We start from the raw sequence: 26,508 nt of genomic DNA on the forward strand, positions 1-26,508 counted from the left end.
CCGCGTCTGCCGTGGCGTGGCGGGAGGGACCGGGCACCCGGGCGGTCACTTCTTGAGCTGCTTGACGAGTTCCTGGGCCTGGCGCTCGTTGTCGTAGTCGGAGGACTTCGCGGGCTGGTAGCCCTCGTGGCTGTAGATGGCGATGACCTTCTTGCCCTCGTCGGAGTTGCCGATGGCGATGAACGCGTCGGACAGGGCCTTCTTGAAATCGTCGTTCATGATCTTGGAGTTCTTGGACACGCTCACCGTGTCGTTGTAGATGGGCGGGGTGACGCCGATGACGGCGGTCTCCTTCCAGATGTCGTCCTTGCGGCCGAAGTCGGTGGTCCACTTCTTCTCGAAGTCGCGGCGGGCGTCGGCGTAGGTGGCGAGCACGTCGAACTGGCCCTGGGCGAGGCGGGCGAACGCGGAGCCGTAGGAGTCGGACTGGGCGGCGTGGGTCAGGTCGGGGATGGACTTGCCGAAGTTGTCCTTGAGCCACAGCGCCGGGTAGATGTAGCCGGCGGGGGAGGAGGCGCCCATGACGGACCAGTTGACGTCCTTGATGTCGTCCCAGGTGAGCTTCTCGCCGCTGTTGACCTTCTTGGCGAGGGCCTGGCCCTTTTCGGACGGGCCGGCGATGATGAGCGCGCGGTAGGAGGTGGTCTGCTTGTCGGTCGCCTTGGTGGGCGCGTTGTCGTTCCAGTCCTTGGGGTTGTCGGAGTCGATGCTCAGGCCACTGCGGGTGGCGGTCAGGAGCACGTCCACGTCGTCGTCGTACAGCACGTAGGTGCCGCCGGGGATGAGGCCGACGTCCACGGTGCCGGCGCTCAGGGACTCGCCCACGGCCTCGTAGCTGGAGCCGACGGTGATGTCGACGTTGCCCACGGTGTAGCCTTCCTTGCCGAGCTGGTCCTTGAGGAGGTTCTTGAGCGGCTCGGTGGCGGTGATGATCTCCTGCGGGTCCTTGGACGGCACGAACGCCACCTTGAGGGTGTCGATGGTCTTGGAACCGGAGGCGGACGAACCGCCGTTGGCCGCGGGGTTGCCGCAGCCGGCGAGCATGCCGAGGCACAGGGCCCCGGACAGTACGGCGGCCGCCGCGTTGCGCAGGGCCGCGATCTTCTTCTGGGTCTTCTTCGCGAACATGGTTCTCATTCCTTCCGCCGGCGTCACGCCGAATCGTTGCGCGCCGGAATGCGGATGCCCGCGCGCTGATGGTTCCTGCCGGCGTCTTCATGCTAAACGCTGGATTGAATGAAATTCCACAAAAAACTAAAACGTTGAATAATGTTTCGTGACCGTTGGGGCGCGCGTAACCCTGCGGCAACCTTCGGGGCCGCGATGGCCGGGCGGCGGGTCGGGGAGGCCCATGTTTGCGTTCAAGTACGGTTGAGGTGGTGTACTGGTAGCGAACCGTTGGAAACGCTTTCAAGGAGCAATGCATCATGCAATACCGCAACGTGGGCAAATCGGGCCTGAAGATCAGCGAAATCGCGCTCGGCAGCTGGATGACCGACCTCAAGGGCAGTGCACAGGAGGACGTCGCGCGGGACATCGTCAGACTCGCATTCGACAGCGGCGTCAACTTCTTCGATTGTGCGGACGCCTACTCCGGCGGCGCAGCCGAGCGCTTCCTCGGCGAGACGCTCGCGCAGTACCCGAGGCGCGAACTCGTCATCTCCAGCAAGGTCTACTTCCCGACCGGCAAGGGCCCGAACGACCGCGGCCTGTCGCGCAAGCACATCTTCGAAAGCATCGACCAGACCCTGAAGAACCTGAAGACCGACTACGTGGACCTCTACTACTGCCACCGCTTCGACGAGACCTGCGACCTGACGGAGACCCTGCGCGCCATGAGTGACCTCGTGGCCCAGGGCAAGGTGCTCTACTACGGCGTGTCCGAGGAGTGGGGCGGTGCCAGGCTCGAGGAGGCGCAGCGCATCATCGATCGCTACAACCTGTACCCCATCACCGTGGCTCAGCCGCAGTACAACATGGTCGACCGCTACATCGAGCACGAGATCATGGGACTGTGCGACAGGCACGGCATCGGCATCACCGTGTTCTCCCCGCTCGCGCAGGGCCTGCTCACCGGCAAGTACCGCAAGGGCCAGCCGCTGCCCGCAGGCTCGCGCGCCACCTGGCAGTCCGACCACCAGATCAACGACCTGCTCACCGACGAGAACCTGGACAAGGTGGAGCGCCTCTCGAAGGTGGCCGACGAGCTGGGCACCAACCTCGCCATCCTCGCCATGGCGTGGATCCTGCAGCATCCCGAGATCAGCTGCGTGATCGCCGGCGCCAGCAAGCCGAGCCAGCTCGCCAACAACCTCAAGGCGTCCGGCCTCAAGATTCCCGCGGACGCGATGGCCGAGATCGAGGACATCCTCGGGTTCAAGCGCTTCGAGCGCCACGTGGGCTGACCCGCCGGGCGTTCCGGCCCGGAACGTGGGCGGGGCGATCCGCGCCTATCGCCCTGCGCTCCGGGAGGCCATCCGGTCCCGCGCCCGGTCCCTTGCACGGTCGCGGGCCCGGCGCTGCGACCGATTGAGGGACCGTGCGCGGCGCACCTCCTGCCGGTACGTCGGGTCGTACGGCAGCACCTGCGCCAGCAGCCCCAGAAAATCCGACCGGTGCATCTGGGCGAGCGCCCTCACGCGCTCGCGTTCCTCCTCGTCGTGCGGGTCGCGGATCACCGCCGGCGGGGGAGAGACGAGTTTCCACTCGTCGCGCGCCTTGGCGAGACGGGCCACCATGCTGCCGCCCGGAGCGCCGTCGTAGCGTGCCGCCGTGTCCGGAGCATAGATCTCGTACGTCGTGCCGTCCGCCATGTCCTCGAGGACGACCGTCCGTTCGGCGGCGCTGGCCCGGTTCATCCAGAACCACGAGGCGAAGTTCGACTCCGACACCTCCTGCATGTCTGCGAACTGCCGCTCGGTCAGCAGGCCGTGGCCGTATGCGCTCAGGGCCACGAAGTCGAACGGGGTCAGGTCGTCGGCGCCCTCGAGCTTCACGTCATAGGTGAGCCATTCGCAGAACAGGTAGTGGACGCAGTCGCGGAAGGCGGCGTCCACCGCGTCGCGCGGGTCCATGCCGAACTGCCGGGCGAAGTTGCGTAGCGCCCGCCGGTAGACCCCCGGCTGCATTTCTCGCATGATGTTCGCCACGTCCGGCGGATACAGGATCGCGGTTCCCTCCTCGTCCCCGTTGCCGTTGTCGTCCCGGCACTCCTCCACAGTGACCATCGTCGGTCCCCTTCCCTTCCCGCGGGTCCGTCGCTCGGCCCCGTCGCGCCCACCGTAGGCCTCGCCGTATGGCCGTGGCAAGGCGCTCCGCTGCGGCGGTGGATATGTGGATAAATCGTGTCGCGGTGCATAACCTCGCAAGGCCTTGCGCGTGGCCGCATGGCGCCCGGGCGTACGCGGTCGGGAGGAATGTCGGCTATGCTGTGGTGAGGTTGCACAAGCAAGAGGACCATTCGTAACAGGTTGGAGTGATTCGTGACTTATTCGTCTATGACGAGCGTCGAACTCGATTCCGCGAGCGACGCCTTCCTGACCGTGCTCGAATACGGGCAGGACATCATGGAATCCCCGGGCATGCAGTCCGAGAAGCGGTACCTCCAGCACGGCGCCACCACCACGTTCGAGCATTCGGTGGCCGTGGCCGAGCGGGCCGTGCGTCTGGCGAACCTTCTCGGACTCGGCCGTCGCGTGGACATGCGCTCGCTGGTCGTCTCCGGCCTCCTGCACGACTACTTCCTGTACGACTGGCACGACAACGAGGACTGGCACCGCCTCCACGGCTTCATCCACGGGCGCATCGCCTGCATGAACGCCCGGCGGGACTTCGGCGAGGAGATCGTCAACGACGTGGTGGCGGACAGCCTCGTCAACCACATGTACCCGCTCACCAACGTGCCGCCGAAGTACCTCGAAGGCTGGCTCGTGTCCCTGAGTGACAAGATGTGCGCGACGTCCGAGACCGTGAGTCCGGAGCGCTTCCGCGCCGAGCGGCGCATCGAGGGGGATGAGTCTCTGCCCGACGTGCCGTCGCTCGGTCCGGCAACCGCCGCCGCGCTCGCGCTGCACACGGCCAACAGCATCGGGTTCATCCGTTCGGGGGCGTACCGTATGCGTCTGGCGCTCAAGTCGCGCAACGCGTAGGACTCTGCGGTTGCTGCGGTCGGGTGCGACCGCAGCCGGCTGACGGCCGGTCAGAGTGCCGAAGGGGTATGCGAGGCCGGGGATGTTCCGGTCTGCCCGGGATCGGTGAATGCATGCGGCTCGGACAATTTCGGGGAATGGCACTGTGGCGATATTTTCGATTCGTGTGGTGGTTTTCCATGTGCGGTCGGGCATCCGTTCCCGAAACAGCGGAGCAATTGAAGTGTGGCCCTTCGGCGACGTGCCAGCAACCACCACACGAATCGGATTTATCCGCTCGGAGCCGGTGCGATTGCCCGTCTGTCCCGTGTCGTATGGCACATGAATGTCACATTTAGCTAGTTTTTGCAGTAAAGCAATCTTTTCTTGCATATTATGGAACGGCACGGGAGGAGGCTCGGCGGTTCCGTCCCGGACCGGGACTCCGCGTACAGTGGTACGGCTGGTGCGACGTGCTGGGTCTGCGTGTGCGGAGCCATTCACGCAGGGGCACCGGGCATGGAACGCAGACGGGAAACTAAGGAGCGGAGCATGAAGCGGATCGTGGCGGGCATCGTGGCGCATGTGGACGCCGGCAAGACCACGCTGTCCGAGGCGTTGCTCTACCGCACCGGGCGTCTGCGTAAACTCGGTCGCGTGGACCACGGTGATGCCTTTCTGGACACTGATGCGCTGGAGAAGCGCCGTGGCATCACCATCTTCGCCCATCAGGCGGCCGTAGAGCACGGCGACCTGCACCTGACCCTGCTGGACACGCCGGGGCATGTGGACTTCGCCGCGGAAACCGAACGCGTGCTGCGCGTGCTCGACTGCGCGATCCTGGTCGTCTCCGCCACCGACGGCGTGCAGGGCCACACCGAAACCCTGTGGCGACTGCTCGCCCGCTATGCGGTGCCCACGTTCGTCTTCGTGAACAAATGCGATGCCGACGGCGTGGATGAGTCCGCCATGCTCGCACAGCTGCGCCAGCGCCTGTCGGACGGATGCATCCCGTTCGCCGGGCTCGATTCCACTGATCCGGCCGAGGCCCCATGGGAGGATCTCGCCATGCAGGACGAGTCCGCCATGGACGAATTTCTGGAATCCGGGCGCCTGACCGTCTCCCGCCTCGCCGCGATGGTCGCCGCCCGATGCGTCTTCCCCGTGTATTTCGGCTCGGCCCTGCGCCTCGACGGCGTGGAGGCCCTGCTTGACGGTCTGGAACGCTATGCGAGCGGGCCGGACTGGCCCCGCGAATTCGCCGCCAGGGTGTTCAAGATCAGCCACGACGGGCAGGGCAATCGGCTGACTTGGTTGCGCGTGACCGGCGGCGAGCTCAGGGCCAAGGCACTGCTTGGCGGGTCGGACGCGGCGGGGGCGGGCCTGCCCGGCGCCGGCGACGCCGGAGCGAATGCCGTCGATGAGAAGGCTGGCGCAGAGAAGGCCGACCAGCTGCGCGTTTACAACGGCGCCAAATTCGAGACGGTCACACAGATGCCCGCCGGCGGTGTGTGTGCGGTGGCCGGTCCGGAGCGCACCTTCCCCGGCGAGGGTCTGGGCACCGAGCCGGACGCCGAGCCGCCCAGCCTGCAGCCGGTGCTCACCTACGCGGTTACCGCACCTGGCGGCGGTCCGTTCGACGACCTGACCCTGCACCGGGTGCTGGTGGCCCTGCGCGAACTCGAGGACGAGGAACCGATGCTGCACGTGGCCTGGCAGGAACGGCTGCAGGAGATCCACGTGCAGCTCATGGGCGCGGTGCAGTTGGAGATTCTCCAGCAGATGCTGCATGACCGGTTCTCGCTGGACGTGGCGTTCGGCGCGGGATCGGTGCTCTACCGAGAAACGATCACGGCACCCGTGGAGGGTGTGGGGCATTTCGAGCCGTTACGTCACTATGCGGAGGTGCATCTGTGGCTGGAGCCCGCCGAACCGGGCAGCGGCATGCACTTCGCTTCCGCACTGAGCGAGAACGAACTGGCCCGTAACTGGCAGCGGCTCATCCTGACGCATCTTACGGAACGCGAACATCTGGGTGTGCTCACCGGATCGCCCCTGACGGACATGACCGTGACGTTGGTGGCCGGCCGCGCGCACGAGAAGCATACGGAGGGCGGCGATTTCCGCCAGGCCACCTACCGGGCCGTCCGTCAGGGGCTCATGGAGGCGCGTGCCGGCGTGATCGGGCATCCCAGCGCGGAACAGATCGCCGCGGGACGGCCTGCCGATGGTTCCGAGGAGGAGTCGGGAGCGGATGCTGCGGATTCGTCCAAGGCTTCCAAGACGCCCAATCTCGCCGGTACCGCGGCCGAAGCCGACGCGCCGAAGAAGCCGGCCAATTCCGGCAGCTGCCGCCTGCTCGAACCGTGGTATGCGTTCCGGCTGGAGGTGCCGGCGGACATGATCGGCCGCGCCATGGCCGACGTCCAACGCATGAGCGGCGACTTCGACCCGCCGTTGGTTCCGGACGGCGACGGACGGGAGGGTACCGTGACGATCGTCGGCCGTGCCCCGGTCTCCGAAATGCGCGACTACGCCATGGATGTCAATGCCTATACGCACGGTCGCGGTCGTTTCTCCGCCACGTTCGGCGGCTACCGGCCCTGCCATGACGCCGACCGGGTGATCGCCGAGGCCGCCTACGACCCGGAGGCGGATCTGGACAACACGCCGGATTCGGTGTTCTGCGCGCATGGGGCCGGCTACCCGGTCAAGTGGTACCGCGTGCCGGATTTCATGCACCTCGATTGGGCGGGCGGTACAGCGGGGCGGTAAGGCGAGCACGCTAAGGTGAGGCGCATGGGTTTTGCAACATTCGGCCGTCCCGAGCCGTCGCGCGGAGGATCGTCGCGCAGGGGATCCGCGCACGGCGGCCGTGGCCGCGTGTTCACGGTCCTGCCGCTGGAGATCGAGGACCACTGCTCCTCCGCGGTGCTCATGCGCGCCCGGGACATCATCGCCCATGCCAAGACCAAGATGCTCGATCTGACCTGCGAACCGGATGCCGACGACGACGCCCTGCTGACCATCCGCGGCCGGATCCGCGGCACCAGCTCCCCGAGCAGCGTCTACCGCACGTGGGTGAGCTTTGACGCGAACAGCGAGGAATTCGACGACGGCGCGTGCACCTGCCCCGCCTACACGGGCTACCGCTATGACGTGTGCAAGCACATGGCCGCCCTCGCCCTGTATTTCGCCGACCACCCGTCAGCCTTCCACGGTTTCGAGGGGTCCGCGGCGGCCGGCAGTTCGATGGATCTGCTCGACTACATGGAGCATCTGGACCGGCTCGAGACGCAGCGCAAGCAGGCCCGCCGGGATGCTATGCTGCGCGAGGGAGGGGCGGGGGTGGCAGCGCACAGTGCCGCCCATACGGCCGCATTCGGCACGGGAAGGCCGCCGTCCGCGCTGCCATTGGCCGTGGTGGGCCCCGGGCAGGTGTCGCTCGACCCGACCGTAACGCGCAGCGGCCGCATGTGGAGCGTGTCGTTCCGCATCCTCAATCTGGCCAACGGCTCGGCCTACGTACTCAAGTCGATCTCCCGTTTCGTGCTGGACATGGCCGGCGGCGACTACGAGCAGTACGGCCAGAAGCTGGCGTTCACCCATACGCCGGACATGCTCGACGGCTACGGGCAAGCGGTGCTGCGCTTCCTGCAGCGCGCGACCGAATCCCGCCGCAGTGCGCTGGCTGCCCTGCATTACGCCATGCCCGGGGCCATCGAACGCGACCTGACGCTGACGGACGACGAACTCACCCAGCTGCTGCACATCAGCGAGGGACGCAGCATAGGCCTGGTCTTCGAGCAGTGGATGCGCTCGACCCCCAAGCAGGTGGGTGTGGACGGAACGGAACGGCCCATTCGCATCACCATGCGTCGGACGAAACAGGGGGCGGTCGGCGGCTATGCGCTGCACGGCGACGTGCGCATCGACGCGATCGTGGATGGCGCGGAACGCTCGTACATGCTGGTCGGCCCCGCGCCGCAACCCGGCTTTGGCTCCGCAGACGGGGGAGCGGACGACGATGCCGGCCCCGGTTCCTCCGTGGCCGCCGCCCGCGCGCTGTCCTCCATGAGCCGACAGGAGATCGCCGACCTGCCGGCCGCCGAACTCGCCCGGCTGGGGCTGCTAGGACTGGGCGGCTCCGCTTCCCGCGACGACGCCAGACGTGCGGAGGAGCAGTGGTTCTGCCGGTTCCCCGAGGACTGCGAGCCGCTGCGGCAGGTCATCGCCACCCTGTGCGACGGCGACCCGGACGGCCGGTTCGTCTCCGACGACGACCTGCCCCTGTTCGCCCGCACGCTGCTGCCGCTGCTCGAGCACGCCGGCGTGGACGGCGACGTGCCCGACCGCGTGCGCGAACTCAAGCCGCAGCCGGCCGAACCGGAATGCTATCTGGACCGCACCGAGGACGGCGTCACCTGCACGCTCAAGGTGCGCTATGGTTCGCGCACGGTAGGGCTGATCCCTGCGGTGTCCGGCGATCGCGGCGGCATGCACGATCTGGCCGCCGAACAGACCGCCCAGCAGGTGGTGCGCCGCTACTTCGACGTGACCGATCCGAGACGGCCGGCGACCATCGACCGCGACGACACGCATGCGATCGTCCGCCTGTTCGACGAAGGGCTCAAGGCCCTGCATGCGATCGGCGCCGTGTTTACCACGCCCGCGTTCGACCGGCTGCTCGTGCCACGGCCACCCAAGGCGCGCCTCGCCGTCGCCATGAACGGCGGGCTCGTGGACGTCTCGCTGCTGGCGGATGAGGTGCCGCCGGACGAGGTGGGTGCGCTGCTGGCCAGCTACCGGCGTCGGCAGCGGTTCCACCGGTTGAAGGACGGCACGCTCGTTCCTCTGGATGCGCAGGATGATGCCTTTGACGAGGCGCTGCGCACTGCGGGCGATCTGGGCTTGGCCGACGATGCGTTCGAGCGCGGCGACGGGACCGTGGAGGTGCCCGGATTCCAGGCGTTCATGCTCGACGGCGTGGTGGACGATGCGGACAAGGACGATGCGTTCCGCCGCTACGTGGGCGAGCTCAAGGTGATCGACCCCGCCCGGTACGCGGTGCCGGAGAGCCTTGCCGGCGTGCTCAGGCCGTATCAGGTGGACGGGTTCCGCTGGTTGCAGACCCTGTGGGACAAGGGGTTCGGCGGCATTCTGGCCGATGAGATGGGCTTGGGCAAGTCGGTGCAGTTCATTGCCATGCTGCTTGCCAGGCGGGGGAGTGGCCGTCCGAGTCTGGTGGTGTGCCCCGCCTCGCTGGTGTACAACTGGGCGGCGGAGTTCACCAAGTTCGCCCCGTCGCTCGCCGTGACGGTGGTGGCCGGTACGAAGGCGCAGCGCAAGGCGTTGCTGGACGGGGTGCGCGGCGGCGAGACCTGTCCGGACGTACTCGTCACCTCGTACGACCTGCTGCGGCTCGACCGGGAGGACTACCGCGGCATCGCGTTCGATGCCATGGCCATCGACGAGGCGCAGGTGATCAAGAACCACACCACCAAGGTGGCCAAGGCCGTCAAGTCGATCGACGCGGCCCACCGCTTCGCCCTGACCGGCACGCCCGTGGAGAACAGGCTCGCCGAACTGTGGAGCATCTTCGACTTCCTCATGCCCGGCCTGCTCGGCACGTTCAAGCGCTTCCACGAGCGCTACGAGATGCCCATCACCAACGACGCTTACGGGGATGAGGGCCGCGCCCAGGCCGCCAAGCTCAAGGCGCTGGTGGGCGTATTCATCCTGCGCCGGCTCAAGTCCGAGGTGCTCACCGATCTGCCGGACAAGTTGGAGAACGTGGTCACCGTGCAGCTCGAGGGTGAGCAGCGCAAGCTGTACGCGGCGCACGAACAGCGGCTGAAGCTGCTGCTCACGCACGAGGAGGCGCGCGACTTCAACGCGGACCGCATCCGCATCCTCGCCGAGCTCACCAGGCTGCGGCAGATCTGCTGCGATCCGCGTCTGCTGTACGCCAACGCGAAGGACCGTTCCGCCAAGCTCGCCGCCATCGAGGAGCTGGTGGGTACGTGCATGTCCGAAGGCAAGAAGGCGCTGGTGTTCTCGCAGTTCACGTCGTTTCTGGAGCTCATCGCCGCCCGGCTCAAGGAACATGGTGTGGCGTACTACACGATCACCGGCGAGACGCCCAAGAAGCGCCGCGTGGAGCTGGTGGACCGGTTCAACGGCGACGACGTGCCCGTCTTCCTCATCTCCCTCAAGGCGGGCAATACGGGTCTCAACCTCACGGGAGCGAGCGTGGTGATCCATGCCGACCCGTGGTGGAACGCCGCCGCGCAGGAGCAGGCCACGGACCGCGCCCACCGCATCGGGCAGACACGGGACGTCAACGTGTACCAGATCGTGGCCAAGGACACGATCGAGGAGCGCATGCTCAGGCTGCAGGCCGCCAAGAGCGAGGTCGCCCGGCAGGTGCTGGGGGAGGGCGGCATGGCCGCCGGCGGCGTGGCGTCGCTCACGCGGGACGATCTGCTCGGTCTGCTCAGTGCGTGATCGTTGTGCGGTGCGTCACATACAACGATTGACGGACAGGAAGTTATCTATTGTTGATTTTTGTTGGCTTTTTGTGACAAATATCGGCAACATCCTCCCCATGCAACCCCCAAGGCGAGTAGACCTAGAGGTATGAGCACTACAGATAGCATCAAGGAAACCTTCGGCGCCGTCGTCGAAGCGTTCGCCGCAGTCAAGACCGATAACGACAAGCTTGCCAGGGACGTCGAGCACGTCGGCTTCTACGCCCAGTTGGGCGAGTCCGCCCCGAATTCCCAGCTGCCGAACCTGTGGAACACCCTCGAGCGCATCGAGAAGACCATCAACGCCGATCCGCAGCTCAAGGCCGAGTTCGGTGAAACCGGTGAGAAGGCCGTGAAGGCCGCCTTCACCGCCATCGCCAAGCGTCTGGCTCCGGCTGCCTGATTTCGGGCAGCCCCGCTGAACTTCATAGGAAGGACCCTCCGGCCACCGGCTCGGAAGGGTCCTTCCCTTATATTCGGGTGCTTGTCCGGTTGCGGCTCACCACATCTGGGGCACCGCGGCGCCGATCGACTGCAGGAACGCCGCCACGTCGCGCATCTCGTCCATGCAGATCGAGTGCGTCATGCCCGGGTACACCTTCTCCGTCAGCGTGCCGTGCGCGGCCCAGAATGCGCTCATCGCCCGCACGTCCGCCTCGGGGAAGATCGTGTCCGCGCCGCCGTGACCGTAGAAGAACGGAGGCTTGGCCGTCTCGAGTTCGCCGTCTCCGGGCGTGACGGGCCCCGGAGCCAGCCATCCGGAGAAACTCACCGCAGCCGCGTACCGCTTCGGCTCCAGACGCAACAGATGGCCCGCCAGCAGGCCGCCCTGCGAAAATCCCATGGGAATGACCTTGCGCGCGGCCGGAACGTTCGCGGCCACCCACCGGTTCACCGCCTCGCCGGCCTCGCGCGCCTGCCGGTCGAGCGAGGCGCCCTCCGGCACGCCCTCATGCGCCCACTGTCCGAACCACGTGTAGCCCATGCCGTACCCGATCGGGGCACGCAGCGAGGCGAAGTCGGCGTTCGGGGCGCAGTAGCGCAGCAGATCCGGCAGGTCGTGCTCGTTGGAGCCCCAGCCGTGCAACAGCAGGAACACGGGCCGCGTTTCCGGTCCGTTGAGTTGGGTGATTGCGCGCGTGACTTCCATGAGGTCCTCCCTTGATCCGACTGCCGGCTGCATCTGCTGCCAGCCTATGGTCGGCATGCGACACGCCGCCAGATGTCCCCGTTGCAGACCTGCTCCGGTCCGTCCGAGCCGTGTTGCCGACTTGGTCTTGTGTGCCGGCAGGCGTGTAATACGGGGATGAAGGGGAACGGGGCTGATGGCGTTTGCGCGCCGCGTCCTCTAGACTGGAGACAGATCCGCGGATAAGGACGTCGCGGTTCATCATTCAAGGAAGGGGATCGACATGGTCGGATGGATTGTTTTGGCCGTTGTCGCCGTCATTGTGCTGGTGCTGCTCTGCGCCGCCATCTTCATCGTGCCGCAGCAGCAGGCGTACATCATCGAGCGATTCGGCAAGTTCCACGTCGTACAGTTCGCAGGCATCCACGTGTGCATACCGTTCGTGGACCGCATCGCCATGAAGACCAACATGCGCGTCAACCAGCTCAACGTGCAGCTGGAGACCAAGACGCTGGACAACGTCTTCGTCACCGTGGTGGCCTCCACGCAGTTCCGCGTCAACCCCAAGGACGTGGCCACCGCCTACTACGAGCTGCGCGACCCGGCCGGACAGTTGAGGAGCTACATGGAGGACGCCCTGCGTTCCGCCATCCCGGCCCTGTCCCTGGACGATGCGTTCGCCCGCAAGGACGACGTGGCCTTCGACGTGCAGAAGACCGTGGGCAACGAGATGAGCCGCTTCGGCTTCACCGTCGTCAAGACCCTCATCACCGCCATCGACCCGAGCCCGCAGGTCAAGAACGCGATGGATTCCATCAACGCCGCACAGCGTGAGAAGGAGGCCACCCGCCAGCGCGCCGAGGCCAACCGCATCCAGATCGAGACGCAGGCCCAGGCCGACGCCGAGAAGACCCGCCTGCAGGGCGAGGGCCAGGCCAACTACCGCCGCGAGATCGCCAACGGCATCGTGGACCAGATCAAGAGCCTGCAGGCCGTGGGCATGGACATCAGCGACGTGAACAACGTGGTCCTGTTCAACCAGTACCTCGACGTGATGCGCTCGTTGGCCGAGTCCAAGAACGCCAAGACCGTGGTGCTGCCCTCCAGCACGCCCGGCGGGTACAGCGATCTCTACGAGCAGGTCACCAAGGCCATGCTCACCGCCAACGAGACCAAGGAGCAGTAAGGCAGGCCACCCCGCCTACCCGCCTATCCGCCTGCACCGGCCGGCGGCCCGGATTCATCCGTTCTGGACCGCCGGCCGGTGCAGGCATCTCTGGGTCGTCAGCTCTCCAGAAACGCCGGGATCGCCTCGGCGGCCGCATAGCCCTTGCGGTACATGAGTTCCAGACCCTCGAAGGTCTTGCTCAGCGTGGACAGGCCGCACAGGTCGTCCGGGGCGAGGATGAGCACCGTGCCCTCGCGTTCGTACCGCTTGGCGAGAGCGACCTCGTCGTTGTACGTCCGATAGCGCTCCAGCAGACGTTCCGCAGCGGCGGGGTAGCGGTGGCGCAGTATGCGTGCAGGCGCGATGTCCTTCTTCTGCTCGCGCAGCACGTCCTTGAGCCGGGTGAGGATGAGCACCACGCGGTCATAGCCGTCGTCGAGCGCCTTCTGCACCGGCACCGGGTCGGCGATGCCCCCGTCGTAGTAGGGCACGCCGTCCACCACGTACGGTTCGCACGCCACCGGCACCGCGCTGGATGCCTTGATCACGTCGAAGTCGTCATAGCGGATGCGGGATTTGTCGAAGTATTTCGTGGAACCGTCCTCGGCGTTGCAGGCCACCACCGTGAAGCCGGTCGGGTTCTCCTCGAACGCCGCGTAATCCACAGGGTATTCGCCGTCGTGGTTGGACAGTGTGCCGTAGATGTAATCGAGGTTCGCGAAATTGTGGTACTTGAGGAATGCCTCCGTGCTGGCGTATTCCTTGCGGAACGCGTATTCGGTGTAGAACTTGTGGTTGCGGCCCGGCTGGCGCGCAATGTAGGAGGTCATGTTCGCTGCGCCCGCGGACACGCCGTAGCAGTGGTCGAAGTCGATGCCGTCGTCTGCAAGGCGGTCCATCACGCCGCATCCGAAGATCGCGCGGAAGCCGCCTCCCACATCGATGAGCGCCGTCCTGTGCGTACCCATGAGATCCCCTTTCGTCGCAAACGGTTCGAGCTTACCGCGTTCCGCTCGCGCGGAGGATCACCGTTTCGCCGGCCTGTGTCGGTTTACTTGCTTGCTGCACGACCCGGCGGAACGCGGCCTAGGCGAAACGCAGTCCGGCAAGCGCAGTTCGCACCCTGCCGTCAGCGCCCGAATTCCAGCAGTTCGCGGGACAGCGCTGCGATGCGCTCCGACGGATCGGAATTGCGCAGCTCCACACCGCCATCGGCATCCTCGGGGGCGCGTTCGCCCAGCGACTCGAGTACCATGTCGAGATGCCGGACGGTGCCCTCGTTGCCGTCGATGATCGCCGTGCCGGCCGGCAGCAGTTCGCGGAAATAATCGCGGTAGAACACGAAATGCGTGCAGCCGAGCACCACCGAGTCGATCGTACTCAGGTCGTATTGGTCGAAGTACCCGTGCAGCGTACGCATCACCAGATCATGGTCGCCCAGCCGCCCGGATTCCACGATCTCCACCAGGTCCGGGCACGGCTGGCGGAAGATGGTGTGCCCGGCCTTGAACCGGTCCATGAGCGCGGCGAACTTGCGCTCGCGCAGGGTCAGCGGCGTGGCGGCCACGATCACGCGCTGGCGGATGCCATGCCCCGCGTCGCAAGCCACCTTGAGCGCCGGTTCCATGCCGATGATCGGGATCGAATACCGTTCGCGCAGCTCGTTGACCGCCGCGGACGTGGCCGTGTTGCAGGCGATCACCACGGCCTTGACGCCGCGGGCCACGAAATCCTCCACGATCCGGAAGCTCAGTTCGCGCACTTCGTCCGGCGTCTTGGTGCCATACGGCGCGTTCGCGGAATCCCCGAAGTACAGCACCCGCTCGTGCGGCAGGTCCCGACGAAGCTGACGGACGACGGAGATGCCGCCCAGACCGGAATCGAACACGCCGACGGGCGCTGCGGATGCCATAGGAACCTCCCCTGAACGTTGACGGTGATTGCACATGAGCCTTCACACACATGGTACTCGGCTCTGGTATTGGCTCTGGTACTCGGCGGTCCGGGGCGCTCCCGCAGGCGCTAGGCGCGACGGTTGCCGACCATGCCGACCATGTCGGCCATGGCATCCGGTGCGAGCGTCACATCGCCCACGATCGTTGCCGCGCCGGTGAGCGTTACGTCGCAGTCGGTCACATCCACGCGCAGCACGCCGCCGCGCACGGCGATGGTCCAGTGGCCTATGCCGGTCTTCGCGCGCAGCGTCACGCCGGTGGCACACAGGCCGGTGCCGCAGGAGAGCGTCTCGCCGCAGCCGCGCTCGTTGACGCGCATGGTCGCGGTCCCGGTGCCGGCCGCCCGGTCCATGCCGTCCACGCGCACGAATTCCACGTTCTGGTCGGATTCGATGGCCGGCGCAACCACGGGCTTGACGGTCAGGTCGAGCGCCTCCACCGCCGGCAGCGTGGCCGTGCCGTCCTCCACGACGGCCACCACGTGCGGGTTGCCCATGTCCACGAATGTGCCGCGTGCCGACCCCGCCGTGCCCGGAACGGTGACCAGATAGGCGTTCTCCTCGCCCATGCGCCATGCGCCGATCTCCACGCGGAACACGTCGCCGCCGAGGCCGGGCACGGAGCCCAGCGGGGTGAGTGTCTTGACGCCCGCTCGCGTGCCGAGCCGGAACGCGCCTTCGCCCGCCGCCGGAGCCAACCCTTCGCGCTGGGCGAACCTGGTGACGGCACGCGTGCCGTTGCCGCACATCTCCGCGAGCGAGCCGTCCGCGTTGCGGTAGTCCATGAACCATTCGGCCCCGCCGGCCTCGCATGCGGCGATCCGCTCGGCGGTCAGGTCGGACACGGCTTGCGGGCGGGTGAGACGGATCAGTCCGTCCCCGCCGATGCCGAAGTGCCGGTCGCACAGGAAGCGGACCTCGTCCGCGGTGGGCTCGTATTCGCCGGTCGGATCGGCGTAGACCACGAAGTCGTTGCCGGTGGCGTGGGTTTTGGTGACGTGCTGCGGAATGCTCATGCGCCCAGCCTATCGCGGACGGGTCACGAACGCGGGCGGGCGGCGCGAGCGAGACAGCACGGGCGGGACCCCGATCGGTCAGAACAGCACGGCGCCGTACTGCAGCAGGATCAGCGCGACGAGCACCACGATCCACAGCGCATCCACCATGAGATCGAAGCCCAGCCGGTAGTACTTGCGCAGCCCGGCCGGCGAACCGGATTCGCCGCCCGGCAGACCCTGCACGGTCACCGTGGCGTGCGTGAGGCCCATGAACTGCACGGTCGTGGAGAACATGAGCGCCAGGCACCACGGGCACAGCGCGTGGATCACGTACATGGACTGCGAGAACAGCCAGTAGGCGTAGGCCAGCGCAGCGAGCCCGCCCAGCCACGTGCATACGGCGAACCAGCGGGGCACCTTCACGCGCGCCAGACCGATCACCGCCACGGTCACGAACACCGACTCGGCCGCGATGCCGAAGAACGCGTTCGGGAAGCTCAGATCGCCGAACCGGATGATCTCCGACTGCCACGCCTGCGCGACCGTGGTGCAGGAGACCACGCCGTTGACGTCGCATCCGAGCTTGACGCCGGGGTGGCGGGCCATCTGCAGCGTCTCCGCGGACAGGATGAACGAGACGAACAGGGCCACCGCGGAGGCCACGAGCATCACCAGATACGTCCACGTGGCGCCGTGCCGCCAGCCGCGGAGCGCGGGGACCGATCCCATGCCCGCAGCCGGGACCCCGAAACCGGAGTCCGTGTTTGCGTTCTTGCCCGTCTCGTCCTGCCTGCCGTTGCCTGTCTTGGCCATGTCCGTCATCCTTCCCCGTATCGGGTACACGTGGTGGGCATGCCGCATCCGTCCCCTTGGAGTGTCCGTGCATGCCCACGGCTGGCTACAGCTTACGATGGTGATATGACTCAAGGATGGGATCTGCACTGCCACACCGCGTTCTCCGATGGTACGGAGACGCCGCGCACCCTGATTCGCCGGGCGAAGGAGCTCGGCCTTTCGGGCGTGGCGATCACCGACCACGACACCACCGCCGGCTGGCAGGAGGCCGAGGATGCGTCCCGCGAGTTCGGCGTGCCGCTGCTCAGGGGCACGGAGATCACCGCGGAGGACGGCCGGGTGAGCGTGCACATGCTCGCCTACCAGTACGATCCGCGCAACCAGACCATCGCCCAGCTGTTCGCGGCCACGCGTGCCGGCCGGCTCGCCCGCACCAAGGCCATGGTGGAGCTGCTGAGCCGTGACTTTCCCATCACGTGGGACGACGTGCTCGCCCAGGTGCGCGAGGGCGGCAGGACCACGGTGGGGCGTCCGCATATCGCCGACGCGCTGGTGGCGGCTGGGGTCTACCGCACGCGCTCCGAGGCGTTCGAGCGGGCGGTGTCCGCGTCGAGCAAGTATTACATTCCCACGCCGTCGCCCTCCACGCACGAGGTGGTGCGGGCCGTGGGGCTCGCCGGGGGAGTGACGGTGGTGGCGCATGCGGGCGCGTTGGCGCGCAATCCGGTGCTGCTGAGCGACGGGCAGATCGAGGCGCTGATCGATGAGGGGCTCGACGGGCTGGAGGTGTGGCACCGCGACAACTCGCCGCAGCAGCGTCGTCGTCTACTGGCGATCTGCGAGCGTCGCGGGCTTCTCGTGACCGGCGGTTCGGACTGGCACGGCGCCGGAAAGCCGAACCGTCTGGGGGAGAACGTCACCGACGGCGCCACGGTGCGCGAGATCGTGCGCCGCGGCGCCATCACGTTGGCGAAGTGACGTGAAACGACTGGCGGCCGGGAATGGAGAGCATTCCCGGCCGCCAGTCGCAAACCGTGGATCGTCAGGCGTCGAGCGCGCCGAATCCGACCGCGTGCTTCGTTTCGGAGCCGATGATTGCGTAGCCGAGCGTGCCTGCGGGCACGATGATGCGGCGGCCCTTGTCGTCGGTCAGGTCGATCGGCGTGCCCTCGGCGATGGCCTTGCCGATCGCGCCGCCCACCTCGTCCGCGCCGGCTTCGGTGCTGAAGGTGACGGGACGGGCCACGTTCTGGACGCCCAGTTCGATATCCATGGTGTTTCCTCGCAATCCGTGTTGGTGTTGGGTTGACTGCATTCCATTGTTCCGCAGCCGGCGGATTTCCCCGGCATGCGTTATGCCAAGGGCGTTACGGGCGCGCCGCGGTTCCGGAGGGTTCCGCGCCGTCCGTCGCCTTGGCAACCTTGGCGATCTTGCCGCTGATGCCGGTGCCGTCCGCGGTGAACGACTGCGCGGGCAGCACGATGGTCGCGGTTTCGCTTTCCGGCGTGACGATCTCGGTCGGATCGTTGAACACGTTGGCCACGGGGACGTCCGGCATGGTGGGCACGCGTGGGGTACGCGGGCGGATGTCCGAGTCCAGAACGGTACGGGTGGTACCGGTCGAGGACGCGGCCGACGCGGAGGAGGGACGAGCCGCGGAGAATCGTGCGGAGGCCGGTCGGGTCCCCGTTGCCGCTCCGCCGTCCCCGTTGAGCAGCGTGCCCACGGTGATGGTGGACGGGTGACGGTCCGAACCGGGCTGCGCGGCACCCGCCGGGGCACCGGACCTGCCGCCCGCGGGAGCGTCCTGCCCGGAAGCGGACATCATGATGAGCTGGTGGGCGAGCCGTTCCACCTGCGCCTTGAACTGGATGATCCGCGCGTTGTCCGCCCGGTCGATGGCACTGACGAAGTCGCCCACCTGCTCCATCTGGAGCCACAGGTTGGCGCGCAGCATGATGAGGTCGTCCAGCCGGGAGCCCATCATGCGCCCGTACGCGGCGATGACCGCGTTGCGGTGACGGTCGTCGAGCTTGGCGAACACCCATGCCAGGTCGCGCGCAGGATCGTTGATCTGCATGCTCTGCCAGTGGTAGACGGCCGTGAGCCCGGAACGGTCGAACAGCATGTCGCCGTCCTCGAAGCCGCCGTGCACCGGGCAGGTGGCGAAGTCCCACATGCCGTCCGTGGCGATGACGCGCGACCAGCTGTCCGTGATCTCCTGCGGCACGTGGCCGGCGCGCTTGAGACGCTCGATCCATGCGGTGAGCTGGTCGTGGATCTGCTGGGTGGTGTACGACGGGTACGCTTCGTCCAGCAGGAACGTGCCGCGCATGCGGTGGATCGCGCCGATGGCGGTGCCCACGGACGAGCATTCGTCCACGGTGAGCGTGTCCAGGGGCTTGGCGACGCCCTCGCGATGCTGCAGGATCACCAACGCCGCGCCGTCGGTCGGATTGTCGTCCCCCTCGCCGGTCACGTACTTGAGCACGCGCTCCACGCCGAAGCTCAGCCCGGCCGGCTCCTTGGCGCGCCCGAGCGTACGAGCCGCCACCACGCGCTCCCTGACGCGGCGCTTCGCCCGGTCGCCCTCGGCCGCGACCACGTCGTACAGCCGCCCGGCGTTGTCTTGAATGACCGCGCGGACTATGCCCAGCGCGGCGTCGGAGGGGCCTGCCTCGTTACCATCCCGAACGCCGGCTACGGCAAGCCCGGGCGCCGCCGCGGAAGCCAGCGCGGCCAGCGTGTAATTGCTAGAAAACGTCACGTTTCCACAGTAATACATTGCACCGTCCATGCCGGGCAGGAAAACGGGCGCCGCGCCTGCTGCGATGATCTGCCACAATGGTGGGTGTGAACGAGCAGCATGAAGCCGGTGCGGATCCGGAATCGATCGTTGCGTCCCTGGACGACGCGCAGCGCGAGGCCGCCACGTCGGTCGACGGGCCGGTGCGCATCGTGGCAGGTGCGGGCGCCGGCAAGACGCGTACCATCACGCGGCGCATCGCCTACGCCTGCGCGCGTGGCGACTGGGATCCGTCCCGCGTGCTTGCCGTCACGTTCTCCGTGAAAGCCGCGGAGGAGATGCGTTCGCGCATCGAGGCGCTCGGTGTAAAGGGCGTCACCGCCGCCACGTTCCATTCGGCGGCGCTCCACCAGCTCAACCGCGTGTGGGCGGACGTGACCGAGGCGCCGTTCCCGCAGCTCGTCTCCGACCATCGTCCGCTCATCGCCGCCGCCTATGCGCGCGTCACCGGCGCCGAGACGCCCGAACCGCTCGCCGTGCGCGATCTGGAGGCGGAGATCGGCTGGACCAAGGTCTCGCTCGTTAGCCCGGACGACTACGTGCGCGTGTGCGCTGCCACGCACCGGGAGCCTCCGGTCGGACTCGACCCCGCGCGCATGGCGGAGCTCATCGACGCGTACGAGCAGGACAAGACCGCGCGCAACCAGATCGACTTCGACGACATTCTGCTCATGGTCTGCCATCTACTCGAGGATCCGGAGCTCAAGGAGGCATCCGCCGCAATCCGCCGCCGCATCGGCTGGCTCACCGTGGACGAATATCAGGACGTCTCCCCGCTGCAGCACCGGCTCATGCGCCTGTGGCTCGGGGGAGCGGGGGAGAAGGACAACCGCAACGTGTGCGTGGTGGGCGACGCCGCCCAGACCATCTACTCGTTCGCAGGGGCCACGAGCTACTATCTGCGCGCGTTCGCGGATGAATTCCGCCCCCTCGCCGCGGACGTGACGCTCGGCATCGACTACCGATCCACCGCATCCGTGGTGCGCTACGCCAACCGTGTGCTCGCCGCCAGCCCCGAGCGGGCCGGGTATATCAGGCTCACGTCCGGGCAGGAGGGGCCCGACGGTCCGCGCGTGACGGCGCTGCGCTACGAGAGTGACGCCGAGGAGGCCCGGGGCGTGGCCGCACGGTTCCGTCGGCTCATCGATCGGGGTGCCAAACCGGCCGATTGCGCGGTGCTCACGCGCCTCAACGCGCAGCAGCCGATCGTCTGTGCCGCCCTGAAGGAGGCAGGACTGGGCTACCGTGTGCGCACGGATGCCGGATGGCAGGCGCAGTCGCTCAGCGTGGACGCCTTGAAGGAGGACCTGACGGCCGGGACGGTGACGGTGTCCACCATCCATGCGGCCAAGGGTCTGGAATTCCCGCACGTGTGCATCGTGGGATGCTCGGAGGGCCTGCTGCCGTTCGGCTCGCCACAGGCCGGCGACGCGTTGGAGGAGGAACGCCGGCTCATGTACGTGGGCGTGACGCGCGCGGAGCGGACGCTGCAGCTCTCGTTCGCCGCCTCCAAGGACGGCTATGCGGCGACGCAGCGGGCACCGAGCCGATTCCTGCAGCGGTAGATGCGCAGGCGGCACGAAGCCGCGCAGGAATGCCTGCTTACTTGCCCTTGCCGAATGCGCGCAGGCGAATGCCGTTCCAGTCGGGGCTCACGGTGATGGGCGTGGCGGCATTCATTCCCGCGGTCTTCGCGGCATTCTGCACGGTGGTGGAGCTGGTCGCACCGGGGCGGCCTGGCTTGGGAGTGAGCACCCACAGCGGGCCGGCACCCTCGAGCACCCCCGTGGCGTCGACGATCGTGTCGGACAGCTCGTCCTCGTCGTCGCCGTCGCGCCACCAGATGATCACGCCGTCCACCGCCGAGTCGTAGTCCTCGTCCACCAGCTCCTCGCCGGTCAGGTCCTCGATGCTCGCGCGGATGGCGTCGTCCACGTCATCATCCCACAGCCACTCCTGAATGATGTCGCCGGGATGAAAACCGAATTCTTCCGCTTTCTGGGATGCCGTTTCAGTCACGAGAACAGCATAACAACACTGGGCGAACGGTCCCGTAACACATCCGACATGTGGCGGCGCGTCAGTTCGCCGTGCAGCGCGGCAGACCCTCGGTGTTGCCCCGCCCGATCGCCGTGAGCGCGTCGTACGCCTCGCTGAGCGTGGAGACCGCCACGTCGGTGAGGCCGTCCGGCACATGGCCCACTACGTCGCCGCAATTGTCCTTCGGGGCCAGAAACCACGTGGCCCCGTCGCGTTTGGCGGCGATCATCTTGAGCTGGACGCCGCCGATCGCCCCCACCTTGCCGTCGGCGTCGATGGTGCCGGTGCCGGCCACGGTCCGTCCGCCGGTCTCCGACTCCTCGGTGAGCTTGTCGATCACGCCGAGCGCGTACATCATGCCCGCGGAAGGCCCGCCGATGTCGTCCACGTGCATGCTCACCGTGATGCCGTCCGTGTCCGTGCCCTTCGCCTTGAGGAACGCGAGGGCCGCGGCGGTGGCGGCATCCTGCGAGCCGGTCATCTGCTGCTCGGTCTGGGTCTGATACTCCTCCGCGGTCTGGCCGGCTGGCACGAACGCCTCGCGCGGCAGCACGATCTGCTCGGGGCTGAACCACCCCCACAGCGCCTCCGCGTTGAGCGCCGGGTAGCCAGGCATGCCGGACGCGTTGACCGTGGTGAGCAGCAGACGGCCCGAATCCGGATGCACGTCCGCGCCGCTCACCGCAATGATCGGCGCTCCGCCGGATTCTCCCAGCACGTCCGCCGTGGGGCCGGGCCGCTCGATCACGTACGGGCTCGGCAGCGCCAGCATCACCAGACACAGCACCGCCCCAGCGGCGCCCAGCTTGGTGCGCGGCGTGCGGGAGATCGCCCATGTGCGGGCGCGGCGGGCCGTGGAGGCCAGGCGGGTGCGGACGGTCGGGGCGGACGCCGTGGACGGCTGCGGATTGTTGGAATCGGTCATGACTCCCTAGTGTAGGACCGGTACTGCGGTGGACCGGCGGGCCGGGTGCGCCCCTACGCCCAGAACGACATCGCGCTCGTTGTAACGCCCAGGCCACTAGAATGACGGCTATGGAAGAAAACGAGATTCGCCAGTGGCTCATCGAATGCTTCGGCCCCGTGGAGGGCGAGATGGCGTGGCAGCAGTTCTCCCAGCTGCCCGCGCCGCTGCGTGACCAGATCATGAGTCAGGGCAAGGACGGTCTGCCCAAGCCCAGCGAAGTGCAGTCGCTCATCCAGGCGCTCAGCGCCGGCGGGCTCAACACCATGGGGGACATGAAGCGCACCGTGGAGGAGGGACCCATCAACGTCAAGCTGGCCCGATCCCTCGCGTTCGGCAAGGTGAACGCGGGCGACGCCGCCTCCACCGTGAGCGCCGAGGACGGGCAGGCGGCTCGGCGCGCGCTGTCCGAGGCGAACCTCTGGCTCGATTCCGTCTGCGAGATGGACCCGGCCCCCGGTGAACCGCGGGTGCTCACGCGCGCCGACTGGGTCAACGGCACGATCGAAGCGTGGGCGGCCTTCGCAGCCCCCGTGGCGCAGTCCATGGGAGACGCGCTCGCCGCCGTGATCTCCGAGCGTCTGGGAGGCATGTTCGGCGGCGAGATCTCCGGCATGTTCGCCGGCCCGGTCCCCATTCCGATCCCCGATTCCATGAAGGATCCGGGCCAGCTCATGCGGTTGCTCGGCAACACGTCCTACGCCATGCAACTCGGTCAGGCGGCCGGCGCGCTGTCCGGCGAGGTGCGCGGCAGCTTCGATCAGGGCATCGCGCTGCTGGGCAATCCGGCCGGAGGACTGATCATTCAGAACGTGAACGCCTACGCCGATGCGCTGAACCTTCCCCGCGCCGAGGTGCTGGCGTTCCTGGCGTTGCAGGAGACCGCGCACGCCCGGCTGTTCGCCTCCGTGCCGTGGCTCATGCCGCGCTTCGAGGCGCTGATCGGCAAGTATGCGCGCGGCATCAGCATCGACCTGGACGCCATGGAGGAGCAGCTGCGTGAGGCGCAGGACATGAACCCCGAGTCGATCGCCGACGCGGTGAACATTGCCAAGGTGGGGCTTGCGGACAGCGAGGAGCAGCGCGAGGCGCTCGCCGGTGTGGAGACGCTGCTCGCCACCGTGGAGGGCTGGGTGGATTGCGTCACGTGGCGCGCCGGCATGGCCCACATCCCGCACATCGAGCAGCTGCGCGAAATGCTGCGCCGCGAGCGTGCGGTGGGCGGCCCGGCCGAACAGACCTTCGAATCGCTGCTGGGCCTCGATCTGCATCCCAAGCGCCAACGCGAGGCTGCGGCCGTGTGGGAGCGACTCACCGCCACGGAAGGGGTGGATGGCCGTGATGCGCATTGGTCGCACCCGGATCTGCTGCCCGCCATCGAGGAGCCGGGTGCCGCAGGGGTTGCCGGGGCCGATGGAGCTGCCGGTTCGGGCAGCGTTGCAGGCTTCGGCGCCGACGGCTCCGCGGGGACCGCTTCCGGTTCGGTGTCCGGCGTTGCGGCCGGCTCCGGCGTGGGCTCGGGCTCCGGTGCGACGAACGGTTCGCAGGTCGACTGGGACGCCGAGCTGAGCAAGCTGCTCGACGAGCAGAACGGCGATGGCTCCGACGATGCCGACAGCTCCCACGGTGCCGGTGATTCCGGAGACGGTGCCGGCGGCTCCCACGGTGCCGGTGACGGCTCTGACAGCACGGACGGTGCTGACAATGCGGGCGGCACGGACTCGGACGGCGCCGGCCCGGACGGTTCGCCGAGCGGCAACCCGGGCCGCGACAGGAACTGAGCGCGGCTGGAAGGCATGCGTCCGAAGCCGCCGCCGTTCCCGGAATTGGCGGCGATTTGAGACTCAAAGGAGGCGTTTTGTGTCCGGAATCGCTACCAATTCCGAAAGCGGTGGCGATTTGAGACTCAAGTAGGGCGTTTTGTGTCCCGAATCGCTGCCATTACTGGAATTGGCGGCGATTCCGGACACGGATGGAGATGCGAGGATGATGTTGCCGTCGTGCTGTCGCTTCGCGGTCGCATCGCTGCGGTGCGCAGCCTCGGTTCGGCGGTATTCCGGAGGTTTTCGATTGTGGGCGATGAGGGACTCGAACCCCCGACGTCCACCGTGTAAAGGTGGCGCTCTAACCAACTGAGCTAATCGCCCGCTTCGCAACAGGGTAACGCATCCGGCGGCCAAGGCGGCTGCGTCCGCGTGGCGTGTCTGGCGCAGCAAATCGGCCAAGTCGGCCGTATTGCGCCGGATCGCGTCAATTATGCTGTATCGCGGCGAGAGGCGATCCGGCCGGTTTACCGCATATTGGCGTCCGTTCGGCGCGAACCACGCATGACAATTCGCGTGCGGGCGTCGCGTTCGTCACGTAAGGTGAGATGCAGTGTAATCCCTCGTCACAGGAGGTATGTCCATGTCCGACCAGTCCGCTGCCACCGGTCAGGGTCCCGTCATCGCCAAGGCGGGCAAGCGCAAGTGGGGATATGACGTCGCCCAGGTGGACGCGTTTCTGGCGCGTGCGCATGCGCTGTACGAGAGCGACAAGCCCGAGCTCACCCAGCATGACATTCAGACCGCGTCTTTCGATCTGGTGAAGGACGGCTATGCCATCGCCCAGGTGGATGCGGCCCTGTCACGTCTGGAACGCGCCGTGGTGGACAAGCGCACGTCCTGGGAGCTGGCGCACGGCGGCCGCGTGCCGTTCAAGGTGCACAGCGAGGAGATGCTCTCCAGCCTCAAGGCCCATTACCTGCGCGAACCGAAGCAGCGGTTCAAGCCCGGCGAAGGCAAGCACCCCTCGTACGACCGCAAGCAGGTGGACCGGGTGGTCGATCAGGTGATTGCCAAGGCGTCCAGCGCACTGGGGGAGCAGGGCAGCCTGCCCGCGGACGCCAAGGAACTGCTGGACGTGACCGCCAGCCGCATCTCGAACGTGATCTTCACGCAGCGCAAGGGCAAGCGCGGCTATGACGAACGGTCCGTGGACTACTACCTCGACGTGGCGGTGCAGCTGCTGTCCCGTCTCGAATCGTTCGCGCGCGTGAGCGAGTATGCCGCGGAAACGGTCGCCCCGTCCCCGGCTCCTGCCGTTCAGGAGGCCCCGGCTCCCGTGCCGCCCATCCCCGCGCCGGCGCCTGCAGCCGTGCCGCAATCCGATCGGGCTGCCGCCGCAGGGGCGCAGCCGACCCAGGTGATCCCGCCGCTGTTTACCCCGTCCGGTCAGCCCAACGCGGAAGCGCAGCGCGCCGCCGACTCGTTCAGCGCGCTCAACGCGGCCGAGCATTCGATCTTCGCGCCGAAGCCGGCGGCCCCGGTTCCGGCCACTGCGGCCCCGGCTCCCGTGCCGCCGGTTCCCGCTCCCGCGGTTCCGGTACCGTCTCCCGTCCCGAGCGTGCCGTCTGTTTCCTCTGCCACGACGGCCCCGGCCGAGCCGACTCCCGCGCCGATCGTCAGCGATTCGCTGGCCGCACTGGCCCAGTCCGTGCCGCAGCACGTCGAAACGGAATCCGCGCCCACTGAAGCCATCGCTCCCGTGCATGACGCGCCCTTCGGCGAGCCCTCCGCGACCGTCACCGCGCATGTTCCGTCTGTCGCGGCACCGGCCTCGCACGTCGTTCAGACTGCTGCAGCGCAGACTGCCGCGGCTCCGGCTCCTGTGTCCCCCGTCGCCGTGCCGCCCACCACGATCACGCCTGTACAGTCGGTTCAGCCCGCCGCCGTGCCGCCCGCGCCTCTTGCCGCTCAGACTACGCAACCCGTCCCGGTCGCACAGCCCACCCCGATTCCGCCGACCCCCGTCATCGCCCCGAAACTCGACGGCACGGACGCCAAGCCGCAGGATGAGGGCGACCGCTACCTCGCCAACCTGCTCAACGATACGTCGTTCCCCAAGATCGATCTGGACATCCCGGATCTGTCCTTCCCCTCCCTGAGCGACGACGGCAGCGACATCATCGACACCCCCAAGAAGGACGGCGACCAGCAGTCTCGCTAATCTGGAGGC

General features: G+C 67.4%; 20 protein-coding genes, 1 tRNA gene and 2 pseudogenes. 11 read left to right on the forward strand and 12 right to left on the reverse strand.

What is annotated here, in order from left to right; genetic code table 11:
- Positions 1-45 precede the first annotated feature (45 nt).
- Positions 46-1,128 (reverse strand): phosphate/phosphite/phosphonate ABC transporter substrate-binding protein, encoded by a 1,083-nt coding sequence (locus AC1AZA_RS02735; protein WP_476513221.1) that lies wholly within the window; start codon positions 1,126-1,128, stop codon positions 46-48.
- Positions 1,129-1,427: 299 nt separating this feature from the next.
- On the opposite strand from AC1AZA_RS02735, the gene AC1AZA_RS02740 reads away from it, so the two are divergent.
- Positions 1,428-2,405 (forward strand): aldo/keto reductase family protein, encoded by a 978-nt coding sequence (locus AC1AZA_RS02740; RefSeq protein WP_476513222.1) that lies wholly within the window; start codon positions 1,428-1,430, stop codon positions 2,403-2,405.
- A gap of 45 nt (positions 2,406-2,450) precedes the next feature.
- On the opposite strand, the gene AC1AZA_RS02745 is transcribed toward AC1AZA_RS02740, so the two are convergent.
- A complete protein-coding gene (locus AC1AZA_RS02745) occupies positions 2,451-3,227 on the reverse strand; it encodes a hypothetical protein (RefSeq protein ID WP_476513223.1) in 777 nt (258 codons plus the stop codon).
- 255 nt (positions 3,228-3,482) lie between these two features.
- Here AC1AZA_RS02745 and AC1AZA_RS02750 point away from each other — a divergent pair, with 255 nt between their 5' ends.
- The 5 genes and pseudogenes from AC1AZA_RS02750 (at position 3,483) to AC1AZA_RS02770 (ending at position 11,060) form a co-directional block, all read left to right on the forward strand.
- A complete protein-coding gene (locus AC1AZA_RS02750) occupies positions 3,483-4,148 on the forward strand; it encodes an HD domain-containing protein (protein WP_476513224.1) in 666 nt (221 codons plus the stop codon).
- Between the two features lie 531 nt (positions 4,149-4,679).
- Positions 4,680-6,320: pseudogene (locus AC1AZA_RS02755) on the forward strand (GTP-binding protein); the annotation flags it as partial.
- A gap of 150 nt (positions 6,321-6,470) precedes the next feature.
- Positions 6,471-6,902, forward strand: a pseudogene (locus AC1AZA_RS02760) (GTP-binding protein); the annotation flags it as partial.
- Between the two features lie 24 nt (positions 6,903-6,926).
- Complete coding sequence (locus tag AC1AZA_RS02765; RefSeq protein WP_476513225.1) at positions 6,927-10,634, forward strand: SNF2-related protein; 3,708 nt, start codon at positions 6,927-6,929, stop codon at positions 10,632-10,634.
- A gap of 132 nt (positions 10,635-10,766) precedes the next feature.
- Positions 10,767-11,060, forward strand: a complete 294-nt coding sequence (locus tag AC1AZA_RS02770; RefSeq protein WP_476513226.1) for a hypothetical protein — start codon at positions 10,767-10,769, stop codon at positions 11,058-11,060.
- A 96-nt stretch (positions 11,061-11,156) separates the two neighbouring features.
- Here AC1AZA_RS02770 and AC1AZA_RS02775 read toward each other — a convergent pair whose 3' ends face one another.
- Complete coding sequence (locus AC1AZA_RS02775; protein ID WP_476513227.1) at positions 11,157-11,807, reverse strand: alpha/beta hydrolase; 651 nt, start codon at positions 11,805-11,807, stop codon at positions 11,157-11,159.
- A 262-nt stretch (positions 11,808-12,069) separates the two neighbouring features.
- Between AC1AZA_RS02775 and AC1AZA_RS02780 the strand changes: the two genes are divergently transcribed.
- On the forward strand, positions 12,070-12,972 hold the full coding sequence (locus AC1AZA_RS02780; RefSeq protein WP_476513228.1) for an SPFH domain-containing protein: 903 nt from the start codon (positions 12,070-12,072) through the stop codon (positions 12,970-12,972).
- Positions 12,973-13,070: 98 nt separating this feature from the next.
- On the opposite strand, the gene AC1AZA_RS02785 is transcribed toward AC1AZA_RS02780, so the two are convergent.
- The 4 genes from AC1AZA_RS02785 to AC1AZA_RS02800 form a co-directional block, all read right to left on the reverse strand.
- The gene (locus tag AC1AZA_RS02785) at positions 13,071-13,922 is read right to left on the reverse strand and encodes a patatin-like phospholipase family protein (RefSeq protein ID WP_476513229.1); all 852 of its coding nucleotides are present in this window, start codon (positions 13,920-13,922) and stop codon (positions 13,071-13,073) included.
- A gap of 161 nt (positions 13,923-14,083) precedes the next feature.
- Positions 14,084-14,866 carry a glutamate racemase gene (murI, locus tag AC1AZA_RS02790; RefSeq protein ID WP_476513230.1) on the reverse strand — a complete coding sequence of 261 codons (783 nt, stop codon included), beginning with the start codon at positions 14,864-14,866 and terminating at the stop codon, positions 14,084-14,086.
- Positions 14,867-14,976: 110 nt separating this feature from the next.
- A complete protein-coding gene (gene dapF / locus AC1AZA_RS02795; protein ID WP_476513231.1) occupies positions 14,977-15,924 on the reverse strand; it encodes a diaminopimelate epimerase in 948 nt (315 codons plus the stop codon).
- Positions 15,925-16,002: 78 nt separating this feature from the next.
- A complete protein-coding gene (locus tag AC1AZA_RS02800; protein WP_476513232.1) occupies positions 16,003-16,719 on the reverse strand; it encodes a vitamin K epoxide reductase family protein in 717 nt (238 codons plus the stop codon).
- Between the two features lie 105 nt (positions 16,720-16,824).
- Here AC1AZA_RS02800 and AC1AZA_RS02805 point away from each other — a divergent pair, with 105 nt between their 5' ends.
- Positions 16,825-17,679 (forward strand): PHP domain-containing protein, encoded by an 855-nt coding sequence (locus tag AC1AZA_RS02805; protein WP_476513233.1) that lies wholly within the window; start codon positions 16,825-16,827, stop codon positions 17,677-17,679.
- Positions 17,680-17,743: 64 nt separating this feature from the next.
- Here AC1AZA_RS02805 and AC1AZA_RS02810 read toward each other — a convergent pair whose 3' ends face one another.
- Positions 17,744-17,974, reverse strand: a complete 231-nt coding sequence (locus AC1AZA_RS02810; protein ID WP_476513234.1) for a DUF3107 domain-containing protein — start codon at positions 17,972-17,974, stop codon at positions 17,744-17,746.
- Positions 17,975-18,068: 94 nt separating this feature from the next.
- A complete protein-coding gene (locus tag AC1AZA_RS02815) occupies positions 18,069-19,469 on the reverse strand; it encodes a phosphotransferase (protein WP_476513235.1) in 1,401 nt (466 codons plus the stop codon).
- A gap of 86 nt (positions 19,470-19,555) precedes the next feature.
- Between AC1AZA_RS02815 and AC1AZA_RS02820 the strand changes: the two genes are divergently transcribed.
- On the forward strand, positions 19,556-21,073 hold the full coding sequence (locus AC1AZA_RS02820) for an ATP-dependent helicase (RefSeq protein ID WP_476513236.1): 1,518 nt from the start codon (positions 19,556-19,558) through the stop codon (positions 21,071-21,073).
- Positions 21,074-21,110: 37 nt separating this feature from the next.
- On the opposite strand, the gene AC1AZA_RS02825 is transcribed toward AC1AZA_RS02820, so the two are convergent.
- A complete protein-coding gene (locus tag AC1AZA_RS02825; protein ID WP_476513237.1) occupies positions 21,111-21,527 on the reverse strand; it encodes a DUF3052 domain-containing protein in 417 nt (138 codons plus the stop codon).
- Between the two features lie 61 nt (positions 21,528-21,588).
- Complete coding sequence (locus AC1AZA_RS02830) at positions 21,589-22,473, reverse strand: YlbL family protein (RefSeq protein ID WP_476513238.1); 885 nt, start codon at positions 22,471-22,473, stop codon at positions 21,589-21,591.
- A 110-nt stretch (positions 22,474-22,583) separates the two neighbouring features.
- Between AC1AZA_RS02830 and AC1AZA_RS02835 the strand changes: the two genes are divergently transcribed.
- Positions 22,584-24,293, forward strand: coding sequence for a zinc-dependent metalloprotease (locus AC1AZA_RS02835; RefSeq protein WP_476513239.1), 1,710 nt, complete (start codon positions 22,584-22,586; stop codon positions 24,291-24,293).
- 292 nt (positions 24,294-24,585) lie between these two features.
- Here the strand turns inward: AC1AZA_RS02835 and AC1AZA_RS02840 are convergent.
- Positions 24,586-24,659: transfer RNA gene (locus AC1AZA_RS02840), tRNA-Val, on the reverse strand.
- A 259-nt stretch (positions 24,660-24,918) separates the two neighbouring features.
- Between AC1AZA_RS02840 and AC1AZA_RS02845 the strand changes: the two genes are divergently transcribed.
- Positions 24,919-26,499 carry a DivIVA domain-containing protein gene (locus tag AC1AZA_RS02845; RefSeq protein ID WP_476513240.1) on the forward strand — a complete coding sequence of 527 codons (1,581 nt, stop codon included), beginning with the start codon at positions 24,919-24,921 and terminating at the stop codon, positions 26,497-26,499.
- Positions 26,500-26,508: the final 9 nt, after the last annotated feature.

It is taken from the genome of Bifidobacterium sp. LH_389 (assembly GCF_056357235.1).

Excerpts from the sequence above, each read along its gene's own strand:
- murI (WP_476513230.1), bottom strand. The coding sequence starts at position 14,866 with ATGGCATCCGCAGCGCCCGTCGGCGTGTTCGATTCCGGTCTGGGCGGC.
- AC1AZA_RS02765 (WP_476513225.1), top strand. The coding sequence starts at position 6,927 with ATGGGTTTTGCAACATTCGGCCGTCCCGAGCCGTCGCGCGGAGGATCG.
- AC1AZA_RS02735 (WP_476513221.1), bottom strand. The coding sequence starts at position 1,128 with ATGTTCGCGAAGAAGACCCAGAAGAAGATCGCGGCCCTGCGCAACGCG.
- AC1AZA_RS02740 (WP_476513222.1), top strand. The coding sequence starts at position 1,428 with ATGCAATACCGCAACGTGGGCAAATCGGGCCTGAAGATCAGCGAAATC.
- AC1AZA_RS02805 (WP_476513233.1), top strand. The coding sequence starts at position 16,825 with ATGACTCAAGGATGGGATCTGCACTGCCACACCGCGTTCTCCGATGGT.
- AC1AZA_RS02745 (WP_476513223.1), bottom strand. The coding sequence starts at position 3,227 with ATGGTCACTGTGGAGGAGTGCCGGGACGACAACGGCAACGGGGACGAG.
- AC1AZA_RS02800 (WP_476513232.1), bottom strand. The coding sequence starts at position 16,719 with ATGGCCAAGACAGGCAACGGCAGGCAGGACGAGACGGGCAAGAACGCA.
- AC1AZA_RS02780 (WP_476513228.1), top strand. The coding sequence starts at position 12,070 with ATGGTCGGATGGATTGTTTTGGCCGTTGTCGCCGTCATTGTGCTGGTG.
- AC1AZA_RS02775 (WP_476513227.1), bottom strand. The coding sequence starts at position 11,807 with ATGGAAGTCACGCGCGCAATCACCCAACTCAACGGACCGGAAACGCGG.
- AC1AZA_RS02845 (WP_476513240.1), top strand. The coding sequence starts at position 24,919 with ATGTCCGACCAGTCCGCTGCCACCGGTCAGGGTCCCGTCATCGCCAAG.
- dapF (WP_476513231.1), bottom strand. The coding sequence starts at position 15,924 with ATGAGCATTCCGCAGCACGTCACCAAAACCCACGCCACCGGCAACGAC.
- AC1AZA_RS02785 (WP_476513229.1), bottom strand. The coding sequence starts at position 13,922 with ATGGGTACGCACAGGACGGCGCTCATCGATGTGGGAGGCGGCTTCCGC.
- AC1AZA_RS02770 (WP_476513226.1), top strand. The coding sequence starts at position 10,767 with ATGAGCACTACAGATAGCATCAAGGAAACCTTCGGCGCCGTCGTCGAA.
- AC1AZA_RS02830 (WP_476513238.1), bottom strand. The coding sequence starts at position 22,473 with ATGACCGATTCCAACAATCCGCAGCCGTCCACGGCGTCCGCCCCGACC.
- AC1AZA_RS02835 (WP_476513239.1), top strand. The coding sequence starts at position 22,584 with ATGGAAGAAAACGAGATTCGCCAGTGGCTCATCGAATGCTTCGGCCCC.
- AC1AZA_RS02810 (WP_476513234.1), bottom strand. The coding sequence starts at position 17,974 with ATGGATATCGAACTGGGCGTCCAGAACGTGGCCCGTCCCGTCACCTTC.